Genomic DNA, 19,762 nt, shown 5'->3' with positions numbered 1-19,762 from the left:
CAAATTTTTCTCTTCTGTACTCACAATTCAAAACCACTTTCTCAACAACTGAAGTACCTAAAGATTCTCGATTGTTTAAGCTGTTTATGAAAAACAGAGAAAGAATTTCCATTAATAAAATAACTATTAAGCGTTTTAGATCTATCAAAGAAATAACGCTGACTGTTAACGATCTAAAATCACCAATAGTTATATGCGGCGCAAACAACTCTGGTAAAACCAATATACTCAGAGCGATTAATCTATTCTTTAATCCTAGCAACTACGAATCAAGAATTGATGCTCCTTATCATCTAAAAAAGGGAAGTGGAGGTTCTCAAGATGCGGTTCACCCTGTTATAGAAATTGAGTTCTTATATGGAGAAAGGAGAATTAAAATCGAGCGAAAATTTGATGCCAATGGATTAGTGCCTGAAAAAGCCAATAGCTTTTTGGGATCTACAGAAGAGTTCTTAAAGAACATCAACTTCTTGTATGTACCTTCTATTAATGTTTCGTTCCCAGAATTGATTAAAAATTTAATTGATGACGTATACAATGTTGAATACGCTAACACAAGATTTTCAGGCTCAAAAAGAGAACTAAAGGATGTACTAGAGCGCTACTACGAAGGATTAGAAGAAATTCTTGGCATACTACAAAAAGATATCAACTCTCTATTTAAAAATTACAGCGAGAGCTGGGGTGTTGCCTTTTCCATCAAGAATAACCTACAGAAAGTCAGAGACCTGATTACAGAAGATATTGAATTCTATATCAGTGATGGCAAAAATGCGAGTCGTCATTTAGAAGGTAAGGGATCTGGATTGCAAAGGCTTGCATATATATTGCTATGTCGAAGAATTATAGAAAAAACTACTAATCGATCATCGATTCTAGTGATTGATGAACCCGATGTCTACCTTCATCCTGCATTTCAAAAGAAATTAAATCAGGATTTGCGAGATTTATCTTCTGATCTTTCATGCCAGGTCTTCATAACCACTCATTCACCTACTTTCATCAGCCCTCGTAATACCAGCAATTTATTTTTAATTGATATCAAATCCTCGGAAGTGTCATACCGTAGAAAACAAGATAGAGAGTTTACAGTCTTTGAAACAATTAATATTGATTTAAATCAAACTGAAGGATCTAGAAGAATTCGAGAATATCTCGGACTAGATAATCAAGATATTAACTTACTCCCTTCCTATACTGTGCTTGTCGAAGGTGAGACTGATCAGGTTTATCTTGAAAACCTCCTGGAGTATTTCCAACTGCCAAAGCCAGAATTTTTTTATCTAAGTGGTGCTGATAATGCAGAAGAAAAGATTAGATTTTTTGACAGCCAGTATCAGTGTCAAGAATTTAAAGGTTATGTAAGGCTTATTTTAGATAATGATAACAAAGGGAGAGAAGTTAAAGCCGAAATTGAAAGAAAAAAATCAAACTTCCCCAATATAAATTTGACAGTTGACTTTATACCAACCTTTCTTGGTGTGATACCTGCTGAGGGCAAGCCTCAAAACTCAATAGAAGACTTTCTTTATCCCGAAGTATTCTTTTATATTTTGGAAAAGCAACTCAATAAAATGAAAAAAAAGAAAATATCGAGTAAAAATCAGCAAGATGCCATTCAAAAACTCTGTCAAAAAAACCAATATTTCATTGCTAAAGGAATTCTAACTGTTGCAGAAGATTTGGTTAATGATGTTGATCCTGAGACTCGAATAAAGTTTTCTGGTTCTAGCATGAAGCAACAATTTTCTAAAATCTTTAAGCAATCAATTTGTGATGCTGATAGACAACTAGTAGAAAAATTGCGATCAGGATATGAAAAATATCCTGCTGTCTTTGATTTTCTCAAACGAATTTCCAATTATGAAGACTTTTCATAGTCCGTGTCTATATAGACTTGGTAGAGAGGGCAATGTTCATTGCTCTTTAGGAGAGGCGCTATTCATTTCAAAAGCAATCATTACCTTTTCCCTGAATACGATCGCATCGCTTGGGTTATGGATTGTGGATAGGCAACTTGGATCCTACAGGCTATTACTGCCACGATGGAAACTGAAATTTACAGTTAATATTGTTTTGAAAGAGCGCCTTATCTGTGGCTGCTCAGGTTTGGGGTCTTTCGCTCTATTGCTGCAAACATCATGGAAAACATCAGAATTAAGCGATTTCGGGCGATTTTTGAATCTCGCCTAGAAACCTTGAGCCATTTGCTGGATATTGCCGATTCTCACTTTGTCACCGATCGGGCTGCCCTCTTTCAGCTTCGGCTTGCGCCCGACATGCTGCCCTTTGGCACACAAATCGCCTTTACCTGTAACCAGCCGCGTAACTTTGCCCTTTGGTGTGCTGACCAACCCGCCAGCAACTTGAACCCCGAAGTGACCACCTTGGAAACTGCTCGGGATTACATCACCTCCACCCGAGAGTTGCTGAGTCAGATTAACGCCGGAGATGCCAAACTCTCAGAAATTCATCGCATTGACCTAGGAGAAGGCCTATCGTTGGAGCTGCCAGGATTAGCCTATGTGGATGATTTTTTGATGCCGAATTTCTACTTTCACCTAACTACAACCTATGGCATTTTGCGGATGGCTGGTGCTGCAATTGGGAAGCGAGATTTTATGATGCACCTCGTGCCCTTTGTGAAACGGGATCCCAGTTGCTAGCGATCGACCAATCCACTGGATGCTAACGGCGAGACTGAGCGAGCCGGGGCGGCTTGGTGGCCGGGTGGCAATTGCCCGATCGCCCCTTTCGCCGGACAATGGGGACTTTGAGAGCAATCCAAACCCAGGAGGCGGGCGTGACTCAAGAATTCGACTACGACTTGTTGATCCTCGGAGCCGGAGTCGGCGGCCATGGTGCAGCACTGCACGCCGTCGCCTGTGGCCTGAAAACGGCGATCGTGGAAGCAGCCGAAATGGGCGGCACCTGCGTTAACCGGGGTTGCATTCCTTCCAAGGCATTGCTGGCGGCTTCCGGCCGGGTGCGCGATCTTCGCAATGCCGCACACCTCAAAGCCATGGGGATTCAAGTGGGCGGCGTGCAGTTCGATCGCCAGGCGATCGCCGACCACGCCACCAACCTGGTGGGCAAAATCCAAGGCGACCTGACCAACAGCCTGAAGCGAATCGGTGTGGACATCATCCAGGGTTGGGGCAAGCTGCTGGCTCCCCAAAAGGTGGAAGTGAACACCGCCGACGGCAACCGCACGATCACCAAAACGATCAGCGCCCGCAATATTTTGATTTCCACCGGGTCTGTGCCCTTTGTGCCGCCGGGAATCGAGCTGGATGGCAAAACGGTGTTCACCAGCGATGAAGCGGTGCGGCTGGAATCCGTGCCCCAATGGGTGGCGATCATCGGCAGCGGCTACATCGGCTTGGAATTCTCCGATGTGTACACGGCCCTGGGCGCGGAAGTGACGATGATCGAAGCCCTCGATCAACTGATGCCCGGTTTTGATCCGGACATTGCCAAGGTGGCCAAGCGGACGCTGATCGATCAGCGCGACATCGAAACCTATACCGGCGTGTTTGCCACCAAGATCACCCCCGGCGCGCCGGTCACGATCGAACTAACCGACGCAAAAACCAAGGAAGTGGTGGACGTGTTGGAAGTCGATGCTTGCTTGGTGGCTACGGGTCGTCGCCCCGCCACGGCCAATATTGGTTTGGAGAACGTGGGTGTGGAAACTAACCGACCCGGTTTCATTCCCGTCAACGGCAAGATGCAGGTGCTGAAGGATGGCGAACCGGTGCCGCACCTCTGGGCGATCGGGGACGCGACGGGGCAAATGATGCTGGCCCACGCGGCTTCGGCCCAGGGCGTGGTCGTCGTGGAAAACATCTGCGGGCGCGATCGGGAAGTTGACTACCGCAGCATTCCCGCCGCCGCCTTCACCCACCCCGAAATTAGCTTCGTCGGTTTGACGGAACCCCAAGCCAAGGAACTGGGCGAGGCGGAAGGCTTCAGTGTCGGTACGACTCGCACCTACTTCAAGGGCAACTCCAAGGCGATCGCTGAGGGCGAAGGCGACGGCCTGGCCAAGGTGATTTTCCGCAAGGATACGGGCGAAGTGTTGGGCGCGCATATCTTTGGCATTCACGCTTCGGACTTGATCCAAGAGGTGGCCACGGCGATCGCCCAGCGCGACTCCGTGAAGAATCTGGCCTTTGTGGTGCACGCTCACCCGACCCTTTCGGAAGTGATCGACGAAGCCTACAAGCGCGCTGAACGGGAACTGGCTGAGGTCTAGAGCGAGCCATGCATAATCCTGAACTGGGGGAAGTCGTCTACGATCGCGACGGTCTCCGCAGCGTCCACAACCACGAGTTCATGGACGATCCCGCCTTCCAAAGGGCCTACGCGCGCGGCGTGCAGGCCGTGGGCTGGGATTACCAATGGCATTGGCGCGTCCATGTGGGTCTGTGGGCGGCGGCCACGGCGGCCCAACTGCCGGGGGACTTTGTGGAATGCGGCGTGAATCACGGCTTCCTCAGTTCGGCGATTATGAATTACCTGGATTGGAACCGGGGCGATCGCACCTTCTATTTGCTCGACACGTTCCAGGGGCTAGATCCCAAGTACGTGTCCGATCGCGAACGGGCCGGCGGCATCCTCGACAAAAACCGCGAGCTACTCGACAACGGCTTTTACGTCAGTGGTGTGGAGTCCGTGCGCCGCAACTTCAGTGAATGGCCCAAAGCCAAAATCATTGAGGGATCGATCCCGGAAACCTTGCCGCAGATTGATTCTGGGGCGATCGCCTTTGTGCATATTGACCTGAACTGCTCACCGCCGGAAGTGGCGGCCCTGGAGTTTCTCTGGCCGCGACTCGTGCCGGGAGCGGTGATTTTGCTGGATGACTACGCCTACAACGGCTATCGCCCGCAAAAATTGGGAATGGATGACTTTGCCCGCCAAAAACAGGTGGCGATCGCCTCGTTGCCGACGGGCCAAGGGTTGCTGATTCGCCCGCCCGATCGACCCCCAGCACCGGGGACAGCGGCCGTTGCACCTGCGGCAACCATGGTGATTTTTTAGCCTAGGGGCTGTCAATAAATCCCCGAAGTCCTGATGTTTGCGTCGTTTGGTCGTGAGGGGGCAAGGGGCTTAAGCCCCTTGTCTAGGGTGGTTGAACTGGGAAAATTAGCCATTTCAACGCCGCTCAATCGCATTGGATGACATGTCCTAAGCCCCTTGTCTGGAGTGGTAGGCGTAGGAAAAGATGCCCTAAGCTCCCGGGTCGCTGCGGCTGGGAATCAGAATCAGCGACCAGTAGGGCACGGCGGCCGGGTCTACCTGGTCGATCGCCCGGATTTGTTGCTGCGGTAGGGTTGCCCGTTCGATGTAGATCGATCGCCCCGTTAGCCCCAACTCATCGAGCACCGATCGCACCTTCCCAAAATGCCGCCCCAGCTTGATAATCACCGCCGCATCAGTTTGGGCCAGGCGATCTCGCAGGGTCGGGCGATCGAGCGTGGCCGGCAAAATCGTCAGCACATCTTGCCGATAGGTTAGGGGCACTTGGGCCATATCCGCCGCCGCCAGGGTTGAGGAAATGCCCGGTACTAGCTCTGTGGGGAAGCGATCGCCCAGTCGATTTAGCAAATACATGAGCGAACCGTAGAGCATCGGTTCCCCCTCGCAGAGCACCGCCACATCGCGCCCCGCTGCCAGGTGAGCTGCGATTTCTGCCGCGCCGCGATCGTAGCCCGCCGCCGCCGACTCCTGAGGGCTGAAGGGCAGGACGATCGGGACTTCGATTTGCGTCGGTTGCAAGAATGCCGCCACGATCGCCCGTGCCACCGAGCCGCCATCGGCCGCCGCCGGATAGGCCACCACCGGCACGGTCGTGAGAATTCGGTGCGCCTTCAGGGTCAGCAATTCCGGGTCGCCCGGCCCCACGCCCAGGCCGTAGAGCTTGCCCGTCACGCTTCCAGCTCCTTCGCCAGGGCATTTACCGCCGCCGCCGCGATCGCGCTGCCGCCCCGCCGTCCATGCAGCGTGATAAACGGCACACCGCACGAATTGGCCGCCAATTCCGCCTTCGACTCCGCCGCTCCCACAAATCCCACCGGGAAGCCCAAAATCAGCGCTGGTTTTGGCCAACCCGCATCCAGCAATTCCAGCAGGTGAAACAAGGCCGTGGGCGCATTCCCGATCGCCACCACGGCCCCCGCCAAATGGGGCCGCCACAGTTCCACCGCCGCCGCCGATCGGGTGTTGCCAATTTGCTCGGCCAACGGCCGCACTGCTGGATCGCCCAGGGTGCAGATCACCGGATTCGTGGCCGGCAAGCGATCGCGGATGATGCCCTGCACCACCATTTGCGCATCACAAAGGATCGGCGCGCCGGCCGCCAGGGCCGATCGGCCGATCGTCGCTGCACTGGCCGTGGCCTGTAAATCCGTCACCAAATCCGTCATCCCGCAAGCATGGATCAGCCGCACCGCCACCGGCTGCAAATCCGTGGGCAATTGTGCCAAATCCACCTCCGCCCGAATCGTGGCGAAGGACTGTTCATAAATGGCTTGACCATCGCGCAGGTATTGCAAAGCAGGGCGATCTCAACAGCGCAAAAACAGGTTAAGACTGACCCAAGGGGATGGTTTCCTGAGCCGATGGATGGGGTTGAATGGGCCCAAGACTCAGCCAGTCAGCTTGTTCAGAATATCAGGCGAATTCGATCGTGGATCCGGCAACTGCTGAATTCTGGGTCAGCAGTCCTTGGGTAACTCCATGGGCAATGGCCTGCGGCCACCGATTCAAGACCAGTCCAAAAGAGGATAGATTCGGATGATTGAAGCGGTTCTCGGTAATCCTTTTAAATGTATTAATTAATACCTAAAATAGGACATTGATTCCGTAATTCCCTTGGCAGTGAGAAGATCAGCAAAAGCAATAAAACCCAATGCGGACTGAGATTAATCCATGCCTTTGGGTTGATTGTGGGGTTTGATCGGGCAAGTCCAATCTGCCCCCCACTGGAGACTTCTGATTAGACTGAAGCAGTTGCTAAAAATTATTGAAGAAAAGATGCAACGAACGGTAAATGCTCCCCATGTTGGAGTAGGGATCCTGTGGCTGCTCATCTCAATTGGCTGAATATGCGCGATGTGGCTTGGTTGCTGGGGTGCTCGGGACTCGTGTTTCTGATGCAGCCTGGTTTTATGTGTTTGGAATCGGGCATGACCCGATCGAAAAACAGCATTAATGTGGCGGCCAAAAACCTATCAGATTTTGGCATTTCGGCACTGCTCTACTGGTTGTTTGGATTTGGGGTGATGTTTGGCCCCTCTTGGTGGGGTTGGATGGGCCATGACTACTTTGCCCTATCGGTGGAATCGCAGCCTCAGCTGGCGGCTTTTTTAATTTTTCAATTAATGTTTTGTGGCACTTCCACCACCATTATTTCCGGTGCGGTGGCGGAACGAATGCGGTTTTCGTCTTATCTAATCGTTTGTTTCCTTTGTTCAGGATTGATCTATCCCCTGTTTGGCCATTGGGCTTGGAAGGGAATGGAAATTGTGGGCGCAAGTCCTGCCGGCCAGGGGGTGGGCTGGTTACGATCGCTCGGGTTCTATGACTTTGCGGGTTCCACAGTGGTGCATAGCGTGGGGGGCTGGATTGCCCTGGCGACGCTGTTGGTGGTGGGGCCGCGCTGGGGGCGCTATGACGAAGCCACCCGGCAGCACAAAATCAGCGGGTCGAATCTGCCCTTTTCCATGCTTGGGGCCATGATGCTGTGGCTGGGCTGGTTGGGGTTCAATGGCGGCAGCACCCTGGCCCTCAATGAACATGTCCCGGCGGTGCTGGTGCATACGGTGATTGGGGGTGTGGCGGGGATGCTGGGCGGCGGGGCCCTGGGTTGGTACTATCGCCACCGGCCGGATGTGGAATGCCTGATCAACAGTTCCCTCGCGGGCATGGTGGCCGTGACGGCCTGCTGCAATGTGATTACGACCCCGATCGCCCTGGTGGTGGGGTTCACCGGGGCCGCCGTGGCGTTGGTGGTGGAATGGTGGCTCGATCGCCGCCAAATCGATGACGCGGTGGGAGCCGTGCCCATCCATGCGGGAGCCGGGGCCTGGGGCACGCTCTGTGTGGGGTTATTTGGGGATTTGAGCCAAATGCCGGGCGGTTTGGAGCGCCCCCAACAAATTGCCGTGCAACTGTTGGGCATTGGAGTTTGCGCCCTCTGGTCTTTTGGGTTGTCCTACGGGTTGCTGCGTTGGGTCGATCGCCTGCATCCCCTGCGGGTTTCCCTTGCGGAAGAACAGATGGGCCTGAACGTGGCGGAGCACCAGGTGAAAACGGAGGTCTATGACCTATTTGAGGTGATGGATCACCATGCTCGCCAGGGAGATTTGCACTTGCGAGTGCCGGTGGATCCGTTCACGGAGGTGGGCTACATTGCCGAGCGCTACAACCAGGTGATGGATGCCTTGCAGGAAAAGTCCCAGGCGCTGGAGTCCCTGAATGCGAGCCTGGAAGCCCAGGTGCAGCAACGGACGGCGGAGTTGGAAACCGCCAACCAGGAACTCCAGCGCCTGAACCGCCTGAAGGATGATTTGCTGGCAAATACGTCCCATGAACTGCGCACGCCCCTCAACGGCATCATTGGCTTGGCGGAGGCGATGCTGGATGACGATCGGGGAGGATTGAGCGATCGGGAACGGTCAAACCTGGACACGATCGCCGCCAGTGGCCATCGGTTGGCCAATTTGGTGAACGATCTGCTGGACTTTTCCAAACTGCAACACCAGACGATTGACCTGGCCCTGCGCCCTTGCACCTTGGCTGTGGTGGTGGAACAGGTGTTGCAACTGCACTACGACCAAGCGGAACGTAAGGGCTTGGCGCTGGTGAATGCCATTGATTTGGCTCTGCCGCCCGTGTTGGCGGACTTCAACCGGCTGCAACAGATTTTGCACAACCTGGTTAGCAATGCGCTCAAGTTCACCCAAAGCGGTGAGGTGATTGTTCATGCTCGCCGTTGGCAACCGGACGCGGAACTGTTGCATCAGTTGCATCAGCCGCCTTCTGTCGATCCTGCCAACTCCCTAGATCCTCAATTGGGGGATCAGCAATTGGGTCAACAATTGGATCAATTAACGGGGGTGGTGATGCCCTCAAGCGCGATCGGGCAGGGTGCTCTGTTCGATCGCCCCGGATTGGATCCGGCAGAATCTGAGCAGTTGGAGCGGGGGCATCCTTCCGAGTCGCCTCCGGAAACGGTTGCCCAAAAGTGGCTGGCCATTTCTGTCAGTGATACGGGCATTGGTATTCCCTCAGAGGCGATCGAGCGCATTTTTGAATCCTTTGAACAGGCCGATCGCTCCACGGCGCGGGAATATGGCGGCACGGGGTTGGGGTTGGCCATTGTGCGGCAACTGGTGGAACTGCATGGGGGCAAAATTTGGGTGGAGTCCCGTCCCGAAGTGGGATCCATCTTCACGCTGACCTTGCCGGTGGCCCTGGAAGCGCCAGCCCTCACCTACGAAATGCCCAGCTTCCGGCGATCGCCCATGATGTTGCGCAAGTCTGCCCCCACCAATCCCAAACCGGCTCCCGAAGCCCCGATCTCACCGGAACCGATTACCCTGGCTCCGGCCACCGTGGAGGGCGATCGTCTCCTAGAAGCCCTCAGCCAGCGGGACACGGAACAGCTCTTGGCCAAGGCCAGCGCCGCCCGCACCCAACCCAATCAACGGTTCAAAATCCTGATGGTGGATGATGAGCCGGTGAATCTTCAGGTGCTGGAAAATTTCCTGTCCCAGGAGGAGTATGAAATCGTGACCGCCGACAACGGCCCCGCTGCCCTGGCTGTTTTGGAGCAAGGGTTTCAGCCCGATGTGGTGTTGGTGGATGTGATGATGCCGAAAATGACCGGCTATGAGCTGACCCAGCAGTTGCGATCGCGCTATCCCGCCCACAAGCTGCCGATTTTGATGCTCACGGCCAAAAACCAGGTGGAAGACTTGGTGCAAGGTCTCGACTCCGGAGCCAATGACTACCTCACGAAACCCGTTTCCAAGAAGGAATTGCTGGCTCGTCTGAAAACCCATCTGCAACTGTCCCACATCAATATTGCCTACGGGCGGTTTGTGCCCCACGAGTTCCTGCGTTTGCTGAATAAACAGAGCATTTTGGAGGTGGAACTGGGCGACCAAGTGGAACGGCAGATGTCGGTTTTGTTTTCCGACATTCGATCGTTCACCACGATCACGGAAAACCTTTTACCGGCCGAGAGCTTCCGGTTCATTAACCGCTATTTGGCCCACATGGAACCGGCGATTCAGCAAAATGGCGGCTTCATTGACAAATTCATTGGCGATGCGGTGATGGCGCTGTTTCCGGAATCGGCCGATGACGCGGTGGCCTCCGCGATCGAAATGCGGCGAAATTTGGAAGTCTTTAACCGCGAACGACAACAGGCGGGCGAAGTGCCGATCGAAATTGGCATTGGCATCAACACTGGCCAAATGCGATTGGGAACAGTGGGCGGTAAAAATCGGATGGATGGGACTGCCATCAGTGACGCGGTTAACTTGGCGGCCCGGTTGGAAACCCTGACCAAGCGCTACCAAAGCAGCATCCTGATTTCCCACCACACGATCGCCCAGATGGAGGATCCAACGCGCTATCACCTGCGGTTTATCGATCGGTTACAGGTGACAGGTAAATCTCGGCCCGTGGCGGTGTTTGAGGCGATCGATGGCGATCCGTCCCCCATCCGCGACCAAAAACTCTCCACCATGGCCCATTTTGAGGAAGGCACTTGGCTCTATCACCGTCAAGAGTTCAAGTCGGCGGCCGTTTGTTTTGAGGAATGTTTGCGGCAATTCCCGGGCGATCGGGTGGCTCAAATCTATTTAGAGCGATCGGTTCATGCGGCCCTGCCCACTACGGATTAGGGAATCGCTCGATCGAGAATCATTCGCTCGATCATTACCTCGCCCCGATCGTCGTGCCGGGAAGCTGAGCGGCCTGTCGGCAGCTCCTGGAATCAAGCGAAAACGGTTGATTGTTCACGCCCCGATCGTCGTAACGAGGGGCTGAAGCCCCTTGCCCCTCACGATTTTGTCACGGTGGAATCAGGGTTGCGGGCGATTTGACAGCGGGCCCTAGCGTGCGCCGCGATAGATTCGCTCTGACTGCTCCGGCGGCAACCAGGCACAGGCTTGGGCTTGGCGCTGGGGCAAGGTCAGGGTCGGCGTGGGCCGATTCCAGGCACTTTCCGGCTCCACATATTCCTGGGTTTGGGGGTCGTAGGCATAAATTCGCCCTGTTTCAATTTCATAAACCCAAGCATGGAGTCGCAAGCTGCCCTGGTTCAGCTTGGCTCGCACACAGGGATAGGTGCGCAGGTTGTCAATTTGGGTGAGCACGTTTTCGGCCACCGCAATTTCCAGCAAATCTTCACCACTACAGGGGCTGTAGTTTTGCAAAACCACCTGGCGCGTTGCTTCCGCATGTTCCAGCCAGCGGCTGACCAAGGGCATTTTGTCTTCCAGCTCTTTGATCTTCAGCAGGCCTTTCATGGCTCCGCAGTGGGAATGGCCGCAAACCACAATTTCACTCACCCCCAAGGCTTCGATCGCATACTCGATCGTCGCTCCTTCACCGCCATTGGCCGCGCCATAGGGGGGAATGATGTTACCGGCATTGCGGATCACGAAAATTTCGCCAGGATCCGATTGGGTAATCAGTTCCGGGTCAACGCGGGAGTCAGAACAAGAGATGAAGAGAACGCGCGGTTTTTGCCCATGGGCCAGCTCTTCAAACAGCTTTTGATGGGAAGCGAAGTAATCTTGCTGAAACTGCCGCAAGCCTTTAATCAATTTGTGCATGGCGTTCTGTGCATGGCCTGGTGACCCGTGGCCTGGTCGTTGCCCGTCTAGCTGGTGAGTTGGTGAATATCTTACGGCCTTAGGGGCGCTGGTCGTCGGTGGTGGCGGGTGCTTCGCGCCGGTTGGTGCTGCGGGCCCGATCGGGCGACTCCGCTGGACGATTGGCGGGCGCAGCGCTGCTGCTGGACGGTTTGCGATCGGCCGGTGAGGCCTTGGGCGTGGGGGAAGGGCGATCGCTTGGAGTTGCCACGCTCCGGTTGTCGGAATCGGTCAAGCGCTGGGCCCCGGCCCGGTTTTCCTCGGTGGGTCGCGGTGCGACGGTTAACCCCGCCGCTCCCGATCGCGACAGTTGTAAGAAAGAATCGAGGGCCGCACGCCAAACCAAATAGCCCCGATCGCTCAGGTGCAGGCCGTCAGTAGTGAGATCTGGGTGCAGATTGCCCTGCGGATCGGTGAACATCGGAAACAAATCCAAGAAGCCCACCCGTTCATCCCGGGCCACCTGGTTCAACCGGCGGTTAATGCGCTTGATTCGATCGAGTGTGGCCTGGCGCAAGCGGGCCCGACCTTCCCAAGTGGAGCTAGCCCCGCGATGGGGAAACAGGCTTTGCAACACAATCCGCGAATTGGGGTGGGCCCGGCGCAATTCTTGGGTGATGGCCCGGTGATTTTCCACGATCGTGTCATCACTGACCCCTTGCATCAGGTCATTAATCCCGATCGCCACAAAAATCACCTCCGGTTGCAGACGCGCCAACCCATCCAATCGCTGCAACAACAACCGGGTCGTATCCCCAGAGATGCCCTGATTTAGCCAAGTGGTTCCCGCCGGCAACAGACGGGACGGAAAGGCCAGAGTTAAGGAATCGCCCACCAACACCGCCAACCGGGCGGGCCGTCGCAGGGCCATCGCATTGGCCTCCTGCCGCCGCCGAGCCACCCATCCTTCATAACTGGTGGCCGCGACGGGCGATCGCTTCGGAGTGGCCACCGTGGCTGCCACGGCCCTGGTGGGCGATCGCTCCAAAGACTCTTGGGTTTGCTGAATCTGGTCAATCGCTTGGGCAATGGCCTTGGCCGCCGCACGGTCTAGGCCCGTGACGACCACCAAAAAGGCCACTGCTAACAATCCATTGCCCCATAGAGACCATTTGACCCACCAAGGAGCGCGGGGCTTAGACGGTGAGAAACCACTCGATCGGCGTGACCAGCCAATCGAGCGGCCAAAAATTCCTGTTCGTCGAGCACGCGATCGAGAAAACACGATTTGCCCTGAAACGTTGTGGTGACCCTGCCTCGGTGCAAGCCAACCGGCCCTAACTGGCTCCGTTGACCTTGCATCCATCGCCAAAAGACCAATTCACTAAGAACTCTAGCGAACTTTGGCCGCAAAAAAAACATCCCTAAACACAAAAGAGGGCGATCGCCCCCTCCTGTGTCATTGAACACCTGTGGTAATCAGTCGCATCCGAACTCGGCTAACAGCTAAGGTCGTCGAAACGATAGAAAAGCATCGTTACCCGACCTCGCCCCAGTACCGAGGCTTTTCCCTAGGATGCGGTTTGATCCGAAACACCCATTGCCGCCGTACCCGTGGGGCCGATCGAGGTGTTGTCCTTCACAAAGCCACTGTAGGCTTCCATCCCGTGCTCGCCGATATCGAGGCCAATGGCTTCTTCCTCGGGCGAAACCCGAATGCCACCAAAGGCATTCAGGGCATACCAGAAGATGGTGGACAGTAACACTGTCACCCCACCAGCAATGGCAACACCCAGGAATTGAACACCCAACTGGGTCAAACCACCACCATAGAACAGGCCCAAGCCAGCCGCATCCGCACCCGTTGCATCCTTACCAATGCTGAACAGGCCGACCGCCAGCGTGCCCCAAACACCGCAAACCAAGTGCACCGAAGTAGCACCCACCGGGTCATCGACCTTCAGCACCGAGTCAAAGAAGCCCACCGACAGCACCACCAGAATCCCGGCAATGCCACCAATCAACACAGAACCGGTGTAGTCAACCACGTTGCAACCCGCCGTGATGCCCACCAAGCCAGCCAGGATGCCGTTGATCACCATCGACAGATCCGGCTTGCCCGACAGCCACCAGGATGTGAACGTGGCGGTTACGCCACCCGCTGCGGCGGCCAAGTTGGTGGTCACAGCGATGTAAGGCACTGCTGCATTCACCGCCAGGGTCGAAGCCCCGTTAAACCCAAACCAGCAAACCCACAGAATCAAGCAGCCCAACGTGGCAATGCTCATGTTGTGGCCAGGGATGGCGCGGGGTTGGCCGTTGTCATACTTACCCATCCGGGGCCCCAGAATCGAAGCACCCATCAGCGCTGCCCAACCACCGACGGAGTGTACCGCCGTTGAACCAGCGAAGTCGCGGAAGCCCATGTTGAACAACCAACCGCCCGTGCCACTCCAAATCCAACGGCCTGTGATGGCGTAGGACACCCCAACCAGCAGCAAGCTAAAGATCAAGAAGTCCACGAACTTCACCCGCTCAGCCACCGCACCGGACACGATCGTGGCGGCGGTGCCCGCAAAGGCAACTTGGAAGAGGAAGTGCAGCGAGACCGGCAGCCCCGTTGCTTCAATGCCGTAGGTTTCGGGCGTTCCTGACAGGAAGAAGCCCGTCGTGCCAATCACGTTATTGCCTTGGGCAAACATGAAGCCATAGCCCAAAGCCCAGAATGCTAAGGTGGCCAGGGCAAATACAATCAGGTTCTTGGTCAGAACGTTAACGGCGTTCTTCTGACGACAGAAGCCCGTTTCCAACATGCAGAAGCCCGCGTTCATGAAGATCACGAGGATGGCTCCCACGAGAACCCAGGTCATGTTCAGCAGGCCCTGAACGTCTTCGGGCTTGATGGGTTCAGCGGCATGGGCAGCCAGGTTCCAGGTGGCCACAATCACGGCGGCCAAAGGAATGCAGGCTAACCAACCGAGGGAGGTGCGGCGACCGAATACGTCGTGAAAGAACGATCGCCCGGCACTCAGGATCTGGTCAATGGATCGATCGGTGCCCTCGTTAAGGGAGCGCGAATGCCCCTTACGGCGACCCGAGAACTTGAGCCTAGCCATAGACTAACGGTTCCTATAGGGGTTGATGTTGATATGGATGGTTCAGAGACAGGGCGGTTGCTGACTGGTTAAAACTAAGACCATCACTCCTTCACTAACAATTGCTGCGATTCGCTCACGAATGCGGCAATCAGGAAGCTTCCTGCTCCATCGCGGCGAAGTTGGCTTCATTTGCTCCACAGGCTGACACGATCGGACTGGCCGCCTTTTGTAGATGCATCGCCTTTGGGAGTGGTTTGCCCCAGGGTTTGACAGGGACTCAATGAGAGCTAGACTGCAATCCAAGACAGTCTCTTGGCGCAGCAATTGTCGATCGACGTGGACTTGCTTTAAACACAGGCAATTGCATCAATTTTGTCGAGTATCGTTCTGTATCTAGCGATACTGATCGTTCTGGGCTGTGGGTAGATTCACCGGGACAAAAAGCTGAAGATGGGTGATGCGATCGGGCAGGACTGGCCATATCGTTGGCGGCCGTTGGGGGTGCAAGCCCCGTCCTGTCAGGAGCGACCCTAAGCCGAGGTGTAAAATCAGCATGGTTACGATCGCAGCCCAAACAAAATCCCGATCGCCTAGTCATTTCGCCATGTCGCTGGTTGGCCCTGTCCTTGATTGGCCAAGTTGCTGGGGTTGAAGTCCAAGGGTGTGAATTAGTTTTGAATGGCTCTGTGAAATTGCTAGAACTGCTGAATTGCTGAGCTGGTGTTGAAATCTCTGCCCCAGTCCTACGGGGGATTTTGAGGACGATTGAAATGTGGATTGTTCATATCCCCCAGACAGCAGCATTGAAGTCCGTGATGAGGCTCCCCCATGGAAGTTAGCGAATTGCTCGAACGCTACGCAGCCGGAGAGCGAGATTTTGACCGCGTTGATTTGTCATCGGCGGATCTCAGTGGGGCCCTATTGCCCGGTATTTCGCTCCAGGGGGCGGATTTATCAGGGGCCAAGTTGTCCGGCTCCAATTTGGAAGAAGGAAACCTGCGGGAAGCGCGTTTACTGAGCGTGGAGGCGAATCATGTGCAATGGCGTGGGATTAATCTCCGCGAGGTGAAGTTGCGGGATGCGTCGTTGCGGGGAGCCAATTTGGTGAATGCGAACTGCATTGGGGCGGACTTGAGCGGCGTGGATTTGGGCGATCAGGCGAATTTGTCCGGTTGCTCGATGCGGGCCACCAAGTTGGTCGGGGCGAATTTGCGGGAAGCGGTGTTGATCGAGTCCAATCTCAGTGAAGCGGATTTGCATCAGGCCAACTTGGAAGGGGCCAACATGCGAGAGGCCACGTTGCACCACGCCAAGCTCACGGAAGCCAATTTGACCAAGGCGAACCTCACGCGGGCCAATTTGACCAAGGCCAATTTTTCAGATTCGGTGTTGGTGGGGGCGATGTTGCTGGAGGTTTATGCCAGTAGCACGGTGTTTTTGGCGGCGGACTTGTCCAGTTGCGACCTGCGGCGAGCCAAGGCGATCGGGGCGGATTTCACGGCGGCCAAACTGCTGAAGGGAAATTTGCGGGAAACCAATCTCAGTTGGTCAACGTTGCGCCAAGCGGATTTGAGCGATGCCAATTTGTTCCAGGCTCGCTTGCAATGGACGAATTTCAGCAGTGCTGTGCTGCGGGGGGCGGTGTTGATTGATGCGGATTTGTCCCAGGCCAACACCCGGGCGGTGGTTTGGACGGGGGCGATCGGCCCGGATGGCCAAGCCCATTACTAACAAGCCGTGGATTACCCCATTCAGCCGATCGATCAGGGGAATTGGCCCGCCAGTGCTGGGTTGTGCCGGTTGTTTAGCCTCCCGTCCCTGAACTCCAGAGCCTAAAGGCCCTGGGTCTTTTGCTCATTTGCTCAGTGGGTGCTGCGTTTAACGATAGGGAGCCAACAGGGGGGCGAGCCGATCGAGCGTGGCGGTGGGCACTTTGTCGAGGGGGGTGAGCAGCGCACCGGCCAGGGACTGATGGGCGATCGACTCGGGCGGTTGGGCCCCTAAGCGGCGGACTGTTTCTCGGATGATCGATCGGGCGTTGTCGGCATTGCGATGCAAGTTCCCAATCACCATCTCGGTGGTCACGCTGTCGTGACCGGGGTGCCAACAGTCATAGTCGGTGACCAGGGCGATCGTGCAGTAGGCGATTTCCGCTTCTCGGGCCAGCTTGGCTTCCGGTAAGTTGGTCATGCCAATGACGGTGGCTCCCCAACTTTGATAGAGCTGGGATTCGGCCCGCGTGGAGAAAGCTGGCCCTTCCATGCAGAGATAGGTTCCGCCGCGATGCAACGTCACCTCCGACAGGGCCAGGGAGTCGATCGCCTCAGCCACCAAGCCCGACAAGGCTGCACAAATGGGATCGCCAAAGGCAATATGGGCCACTAAGCCATCGCCAAAAAAGGTGGAAACCCGGTTACGGGTGCGATCGATGAACTGATCCGGCAACACGATATCCAGAGGCTTAGCCGCCATTTGCAACGATCCCACCGCCGACACGGACAGGAGATAGCGCACGCCCAAGGTTTTGAGGGCCCAGATGTTGGCGCGGTAGGGCACTTCCGTGGGCAGCAGGTGATGGTGGCGGCCATGGCGGGCCAGAAAGGCCACGGGCACACCGTCCAAGGTTCCGGTGATGATTGCGTCGGAGGTGGGGCCGAAGGGGGTTTCAATCCGCTGTTCTTGGGGATTTTGCAGCGCCTCCATCCGATAGAGACCGCTGCCGCCCAGAATGCCAATGGTGATTGTGTCGCCCGTTGAGTCCGTCATTGTTGAGAGGTGCTCCATAAACCAGTAGGGTCGATCGCCCGAATTGGGCTGGCCATTTCAGCCTAAGCCGCCTGTCGCTGACTCATGCTCAAGATTCCGTAGTAATAGTCCTTCAGTTGGCGGGTGGCGGCGGCCCAGCCCCAGCGTTCGGCCTCAGCTCGGGCAGCCGATCGCAGATCAGCCCGCTGGCTGGGGTCGGCAAACAGGCGTTGGGTCGCTGTGACAGCCCCTTGCTCATCGGTGGGGTCAAACAGGAAGCCGTTTACGCCGTCGGTGACGATATCGGGAATACCGCCCGCGTTGGCCGCCACCACGGGACAGCCGGCCGCCATTGCTTCCAGCAACACCAACCCGAGGGTTTCCGTGCGCGAGGGGAAGATGAACGCATCGGCGCTGGCATAGGCGGCGGCCAGCTCCAGACCGCGCAGGTAGCCGACGAAGTGGGTGTTGGTTCCCGCGAAAAATTCCTCTAGCTCGGCGCGGTAGGGGCCGTCACCTACGAGGGCGAGCCGCGCGCCGGGAATCGATTCGAGCACGGGCCGGATGCGATCGACCTCCTTTTCGGCGGACAGGCGACCGATGTAGATCAACAGGGGCGCGTCCGGGTGGCCTTGGCTGAGGAAGTCGCGCATTTCGGTGGTGGCGCGATCGGGCGTGAAGCTGTCCGTATCTACGCCGCGCTGCCAAAGGGCGGTGCGCTCAATGCCGTGGTCGCTCAGTTGCTGCACCATGGCGGTGGAAGTACAAAGGTTAATTTCTGCGAGATTGTGGGCAGTTTTTAGCAATTCCCAGAGCAAGCCTTCTAGCATTCCCAAGCCGTAATGTTGTAGGTATTGGGGCAGGTGCGTGTGATAGGAAGCAACGAGGGGTAATTGACGAGTTTTGGCGTAATAAATGCCGCCCAAACCGACGACGGCCGGGTTAACCACGTGGATTAAATCGGGGCGAAAATGATCCAATTCGCGACCAATTGCCGGGCGTGGTAGGGCAATTTTTAGCTCAGGATATTGCGGCAGTGGAAACCCCGAAACCCCGAAAACTTTTGAGCCGTTGTAGTCCTTTAACCCCAAATCGGGCGTGACAATTAGTACCTCATCGCCCATTTTTTGCAGGTGATCGATCGTGTGGCGCAGACGGGTCACGATCCCATCGATTTTGGGCAAAAAGGTTTCGGTAAACAGCGCAATTCGCATAGGTTCCGTGCGGGGCAACAGGGACAAAAGGAGCAAGAGGCTAGCGGCGCAAGACGGGCGATCGCCCGATGTAGATTAAGGCTCGGTTAATGCCAAGCCTAGACTAGGCGATGGTTTCAGCCTATTCCCGCCGATATTTGCCTCAGGATACCGCTTGGGGGGGATCGATCGGCCCCGGCGGCATTATTCGCGCCCCGCCAAGCGCGCCAACCGATGGCTATACCAAGTGGCTCCAATGATCAGCAGCCCGATCGCCCCGAGGGTCAAACTCAGGGGCAAAAATTGCCCTCGACTAATGGCATCGGTGCCAGAACTGCCCAATTGCACAAATAAAAATACGCCGGGGCCGGTGCCCGCCACGGTGGCAATTAAATAATCCCGAAAGCGCACGGAGGTTAAACCCGCCGTGTAGTTGGCTAAACCGTAGGGCAAAATTGGCAGCAAACGCACGGCAAACATATAAGCAAAGCCGTGGCGACGAATTTCTTGATCCATTTCTTGCCAGCGATCGGCGAGGCGGCGCTCAAAGGCGGGCCGGGCTAGCCAACGACTGAGATAAAAGGAGGCGATCGCGGCCAAAATAGCGGCTAAACTCGTCCAAATTGTGCCCCAAATTGAGCCGAATAATGCGCCACCCAAAAGGTTTAAAGCCGTTGAGGGTAGCATCAGCATGGTGACGGCAAGATAGACCACCATATAAACCAATGGTGCGAGCCAACCTGTGCCCCCAATTTGCATGCGCAGCCGTTCCACATCAATCATTCCCAAGCTGTAAAACATTGCCCCGATCGCCCCGAGGCAGAAGAACAGTAGCAGCACAATCCAACGTTTTTTAGGGGGCTTCATGGGGTGCTTGGGGGGAGCGGCT

General features: G+C 55.6%; 15 protein-coding genes and 1 pseudogene. 7 read left to right on the top strand and 9 right to left on the bottom strand.

Features of this window, described 5'->3' with window-relative positions:
- The first annotated feature begins 86 nt into the window (after positions 1 to 86).
- The 4 genes and pseudogenes from H6F46_RS03645 to H6F46_RS03630 all read left to right on the top strand — a co-directional run.
- Positions 87 to 1,880 (top strand): ATP-dependent endonuclease, encoded by a 1,794-nt coding sequence (locus H6F46_RS03645; RefSeq protein ID WP_190353580.1) that lies wholly within the window; start codon positions 87 to 89, stop codon positions 1,878 to 1,880.
- Positions 1,881 to 2,141: 261 nt separating this feature from the next.
- Positions 2,142 to 2,666 (top strand): DUF1993 domain-containing protein, encoded by a 525-nt coding sequence (locus tag H6F46_RS03640; protein WP_190353579.1) that lies wholly within the window; start codon positions 2,142 to 2,144, stop codon positions 2,664 to 2,666.
- 137 nt (positions 2,667 to 2,803) lie between these two features.
- On the top strand, positions 2,804 to 4,258 hold the full coding sequence (gene lpdA / locus H6F46_RS03635) for a dihydrolipoyl dehydrogenase (protein WP_347278272.1): 1,455 nt from the start codon (positions 2,804 to 2,806) through the stop codon (positions 4,256 to 4,258).
- An 8-nt stretch (positions 4,259 to 4,266) separates the two neighbouring features.
- A pseudogene (locus H6F46_RS03630) lies at positions 4,267 to 4,986 on the top strand (TylF/MycF/NovP-related O-methyltransferase); the annotation flags it as partial.
- A 249-nt stretch (positions 4,987 to 5,235) separates the two neighbouring features.
- Here H6F46_RS03630 and cobI read toward each other — a convergent pair.
- Entirely contained in the window at positions 5,236 to 5,937 is a 702-nt protein-coding gene (gene cobI / locus H6F46_RS03625) for a precorrin-2 C(20)-methyltransferase (protein WP_190353682.1), read from the bottom strand.
- A complete protein-coding gene (locus tag H6F46_RS03620) occupies positions 5,934 to 6,560 on the bottom strand; it encodes a precorrin-8X methylmutase (protein WP_190353577.1) in 627 nt (208 codons plus the stop codon). Before H6F46_RS03620 ends, cobI begins: the two co-directional genes overlap by 4 nt.
- A gap of 525 nt (positions 6,561 to 7,085) precedes the next feature.
- Between H6F46_RS03620 and amt the strand changes: the two genes are divergently transcribed.
- Entirely contained in the window at positions 7,086 to 10,922 is a 3,837-nt protein-coding gene (gene amt, locus H6F46_RS03615) for an ammonium transporter (RefSeq protein ID WP_190353576.1), read from the top strand.
- A gap of 210 nt (positions 10,923 to 11,132) precedes the next feature.
- Here the strand turns inward: amt and H6F46_RS03610 are convergent, their stop codons facing one another.
- Both H6F46_RS03610 and H6F46_RS03605 read right to left on the bottom strand, forming a co-directional pair.
- Positions 11,133 to 11,858: a carbonic anhydrase gene (locus H6F46_RS03610; protein ID WP_099533861.1), complete on the bottom strand. Its 726-nt coding sequence runs from the start codon at positions 11,856 to 11,858 to the stop codon at positions 11,133 to 11,135.
- Positions 11,859 to 11,937: 79 nt separating this feature from the next.
- Positions 11,938 to 12,978: a GDSL-type esterase/lipase family protein gene (locus tag H6F46_RS03605; RefSeq protein ID WP_190404977.1), complete on the bottom strand. Its 1,041-nt coding sequence runs from the start codon at positions 12,976 to 12,978 to the stop codon at positions 11,938 to 11,940.
- Between the two features lie 62 nt (positions 12,979 to 13,040).
- On the opposite strand from H6F46_RS03605, the gene H6F46_RS03600 reads away from it, so the two are divergent.
- A complete protein-coding gene (locus H6F46_RS03600) occupies positions 13,041 to 13,178 on the top strand; it encodes a hypothetical protein (protein WP_190404976.1) in 138 nt (45 codons plus the stop codon).
- A 230-nt stretch (positions 13,179 to 13,408) separates the two neighbouring features.
- On the opposite strand, the gene H6F46_RS03595 is transcribed toward H6F46_RS03600, so the two are convergent.
- Together H6F46_RS03595 and H6F46_RS03590 are read right to left on the bottom strand one after the other, a co-directional pair.
- A complete protein-coding gene (locus H6F46_RS03595; protein ID WP_190353574.1) occupies positions 13,409 to 14,953 on the bottom strand; it encodes an ammonium transporter in 1,545 nt (514 codons plus the stop codon).
- A 375-nt stretch (positions 14,954 to 15,328) separates the two neighbouring features.
- Positions 15,329 to 15,490: a hypothetical protein gene (locus H6F46_RS03590; RefSeq protein ID WP_190353573.1), complete on the bottom strand. Its 162-nt coding sequence runs from the start codon at positions 15,488 to 15,490 to the stop codon at positions 15,329 to 15,331.
- A 273-nt stretch (positions 15,491 to 15,763) separates the two neighbouring features.
- Between H6F46_RS03590 and H6F46_RS03585 the strand changes: the two genes are divergently transcribed.
- Positions 15,764 to 16,666, top strand: coding sequence for a pentapeptide repeat-containing protein (locus H6F46_RS03585; RefSeq protein ID WP_099533857.1), 903 nt, complete (start codon positions 15,764 to 15,766; stop codon positions 16,664 to 16,666).
- Between the two features lie 147 nt (positions 16,667 to 16,813).
- On the opposite strand, the gene H6F46_RS03580 is transcribed toward H6F46_RS03585, so the two are convergent.
- The 3 genes from H6F46_RS03580 to H6F46_RS03570 all read right to left on the bottom strand — a co-directional run bounded on the left by H6F46_RS03580 (position 16,814) and on the right by H6F46_RS03570 (position 19,740).
- Positions 16,814 to 17,701: an S-methyl-5'-thioadenosine phosphorylase gene (locus H6F46_RS03580; protein ID WP_190353572.1), complete on the bottom strand. Its 888-nt coding sequence runs from the start codon at positions 17,699 to 17,701 to the stop codon at positions 16,814 to 16,816.
- 62 nt (positions 17,702 to 17,763) lie between these two features.
- Positions 17,764 to 18,894 (bottom strand): glycosyltransferase, encoded by a 1,131-nt coding sequence (locus H6F46_RS03575; RefSeq protein ID WP_190353681.1) that lies wholly within the window; start codon positions 18,892 to 18,894, stop codon positions 17,764 to 17,766.
- 183 nt (positions 18,895 to 19,077) lie between these two features.
- Complete coding sequence (locus tag H6F46_RS03570; RefSeq protein WP_190353571.1) at positions 19,078 to 19,740, bottom strand: TVP38/TMEM64 family protein; 663 nt, start codon at positions 19,738 to 19,740, stop codon at positions 19,078 to 19,080.
- Positions 19,741 to 19,762: the final 22 nt, after the last annotated feature.

The sequence above is a fragment of the Limnothrix sp. FACHB-1083 genome, from assembly GCF_014696485.1.
Lineage (GTDB): Bacteria > Cyanobacteriota > Cyanobacteriia > CACIAM-69d > CACIAM-69d > CACIAM-69d.
The sequence above is the reverse complement of the archived record's forward strand: the minus strand, read 5'-3'. Positions and strand labels throughout refer to the sequence as shown.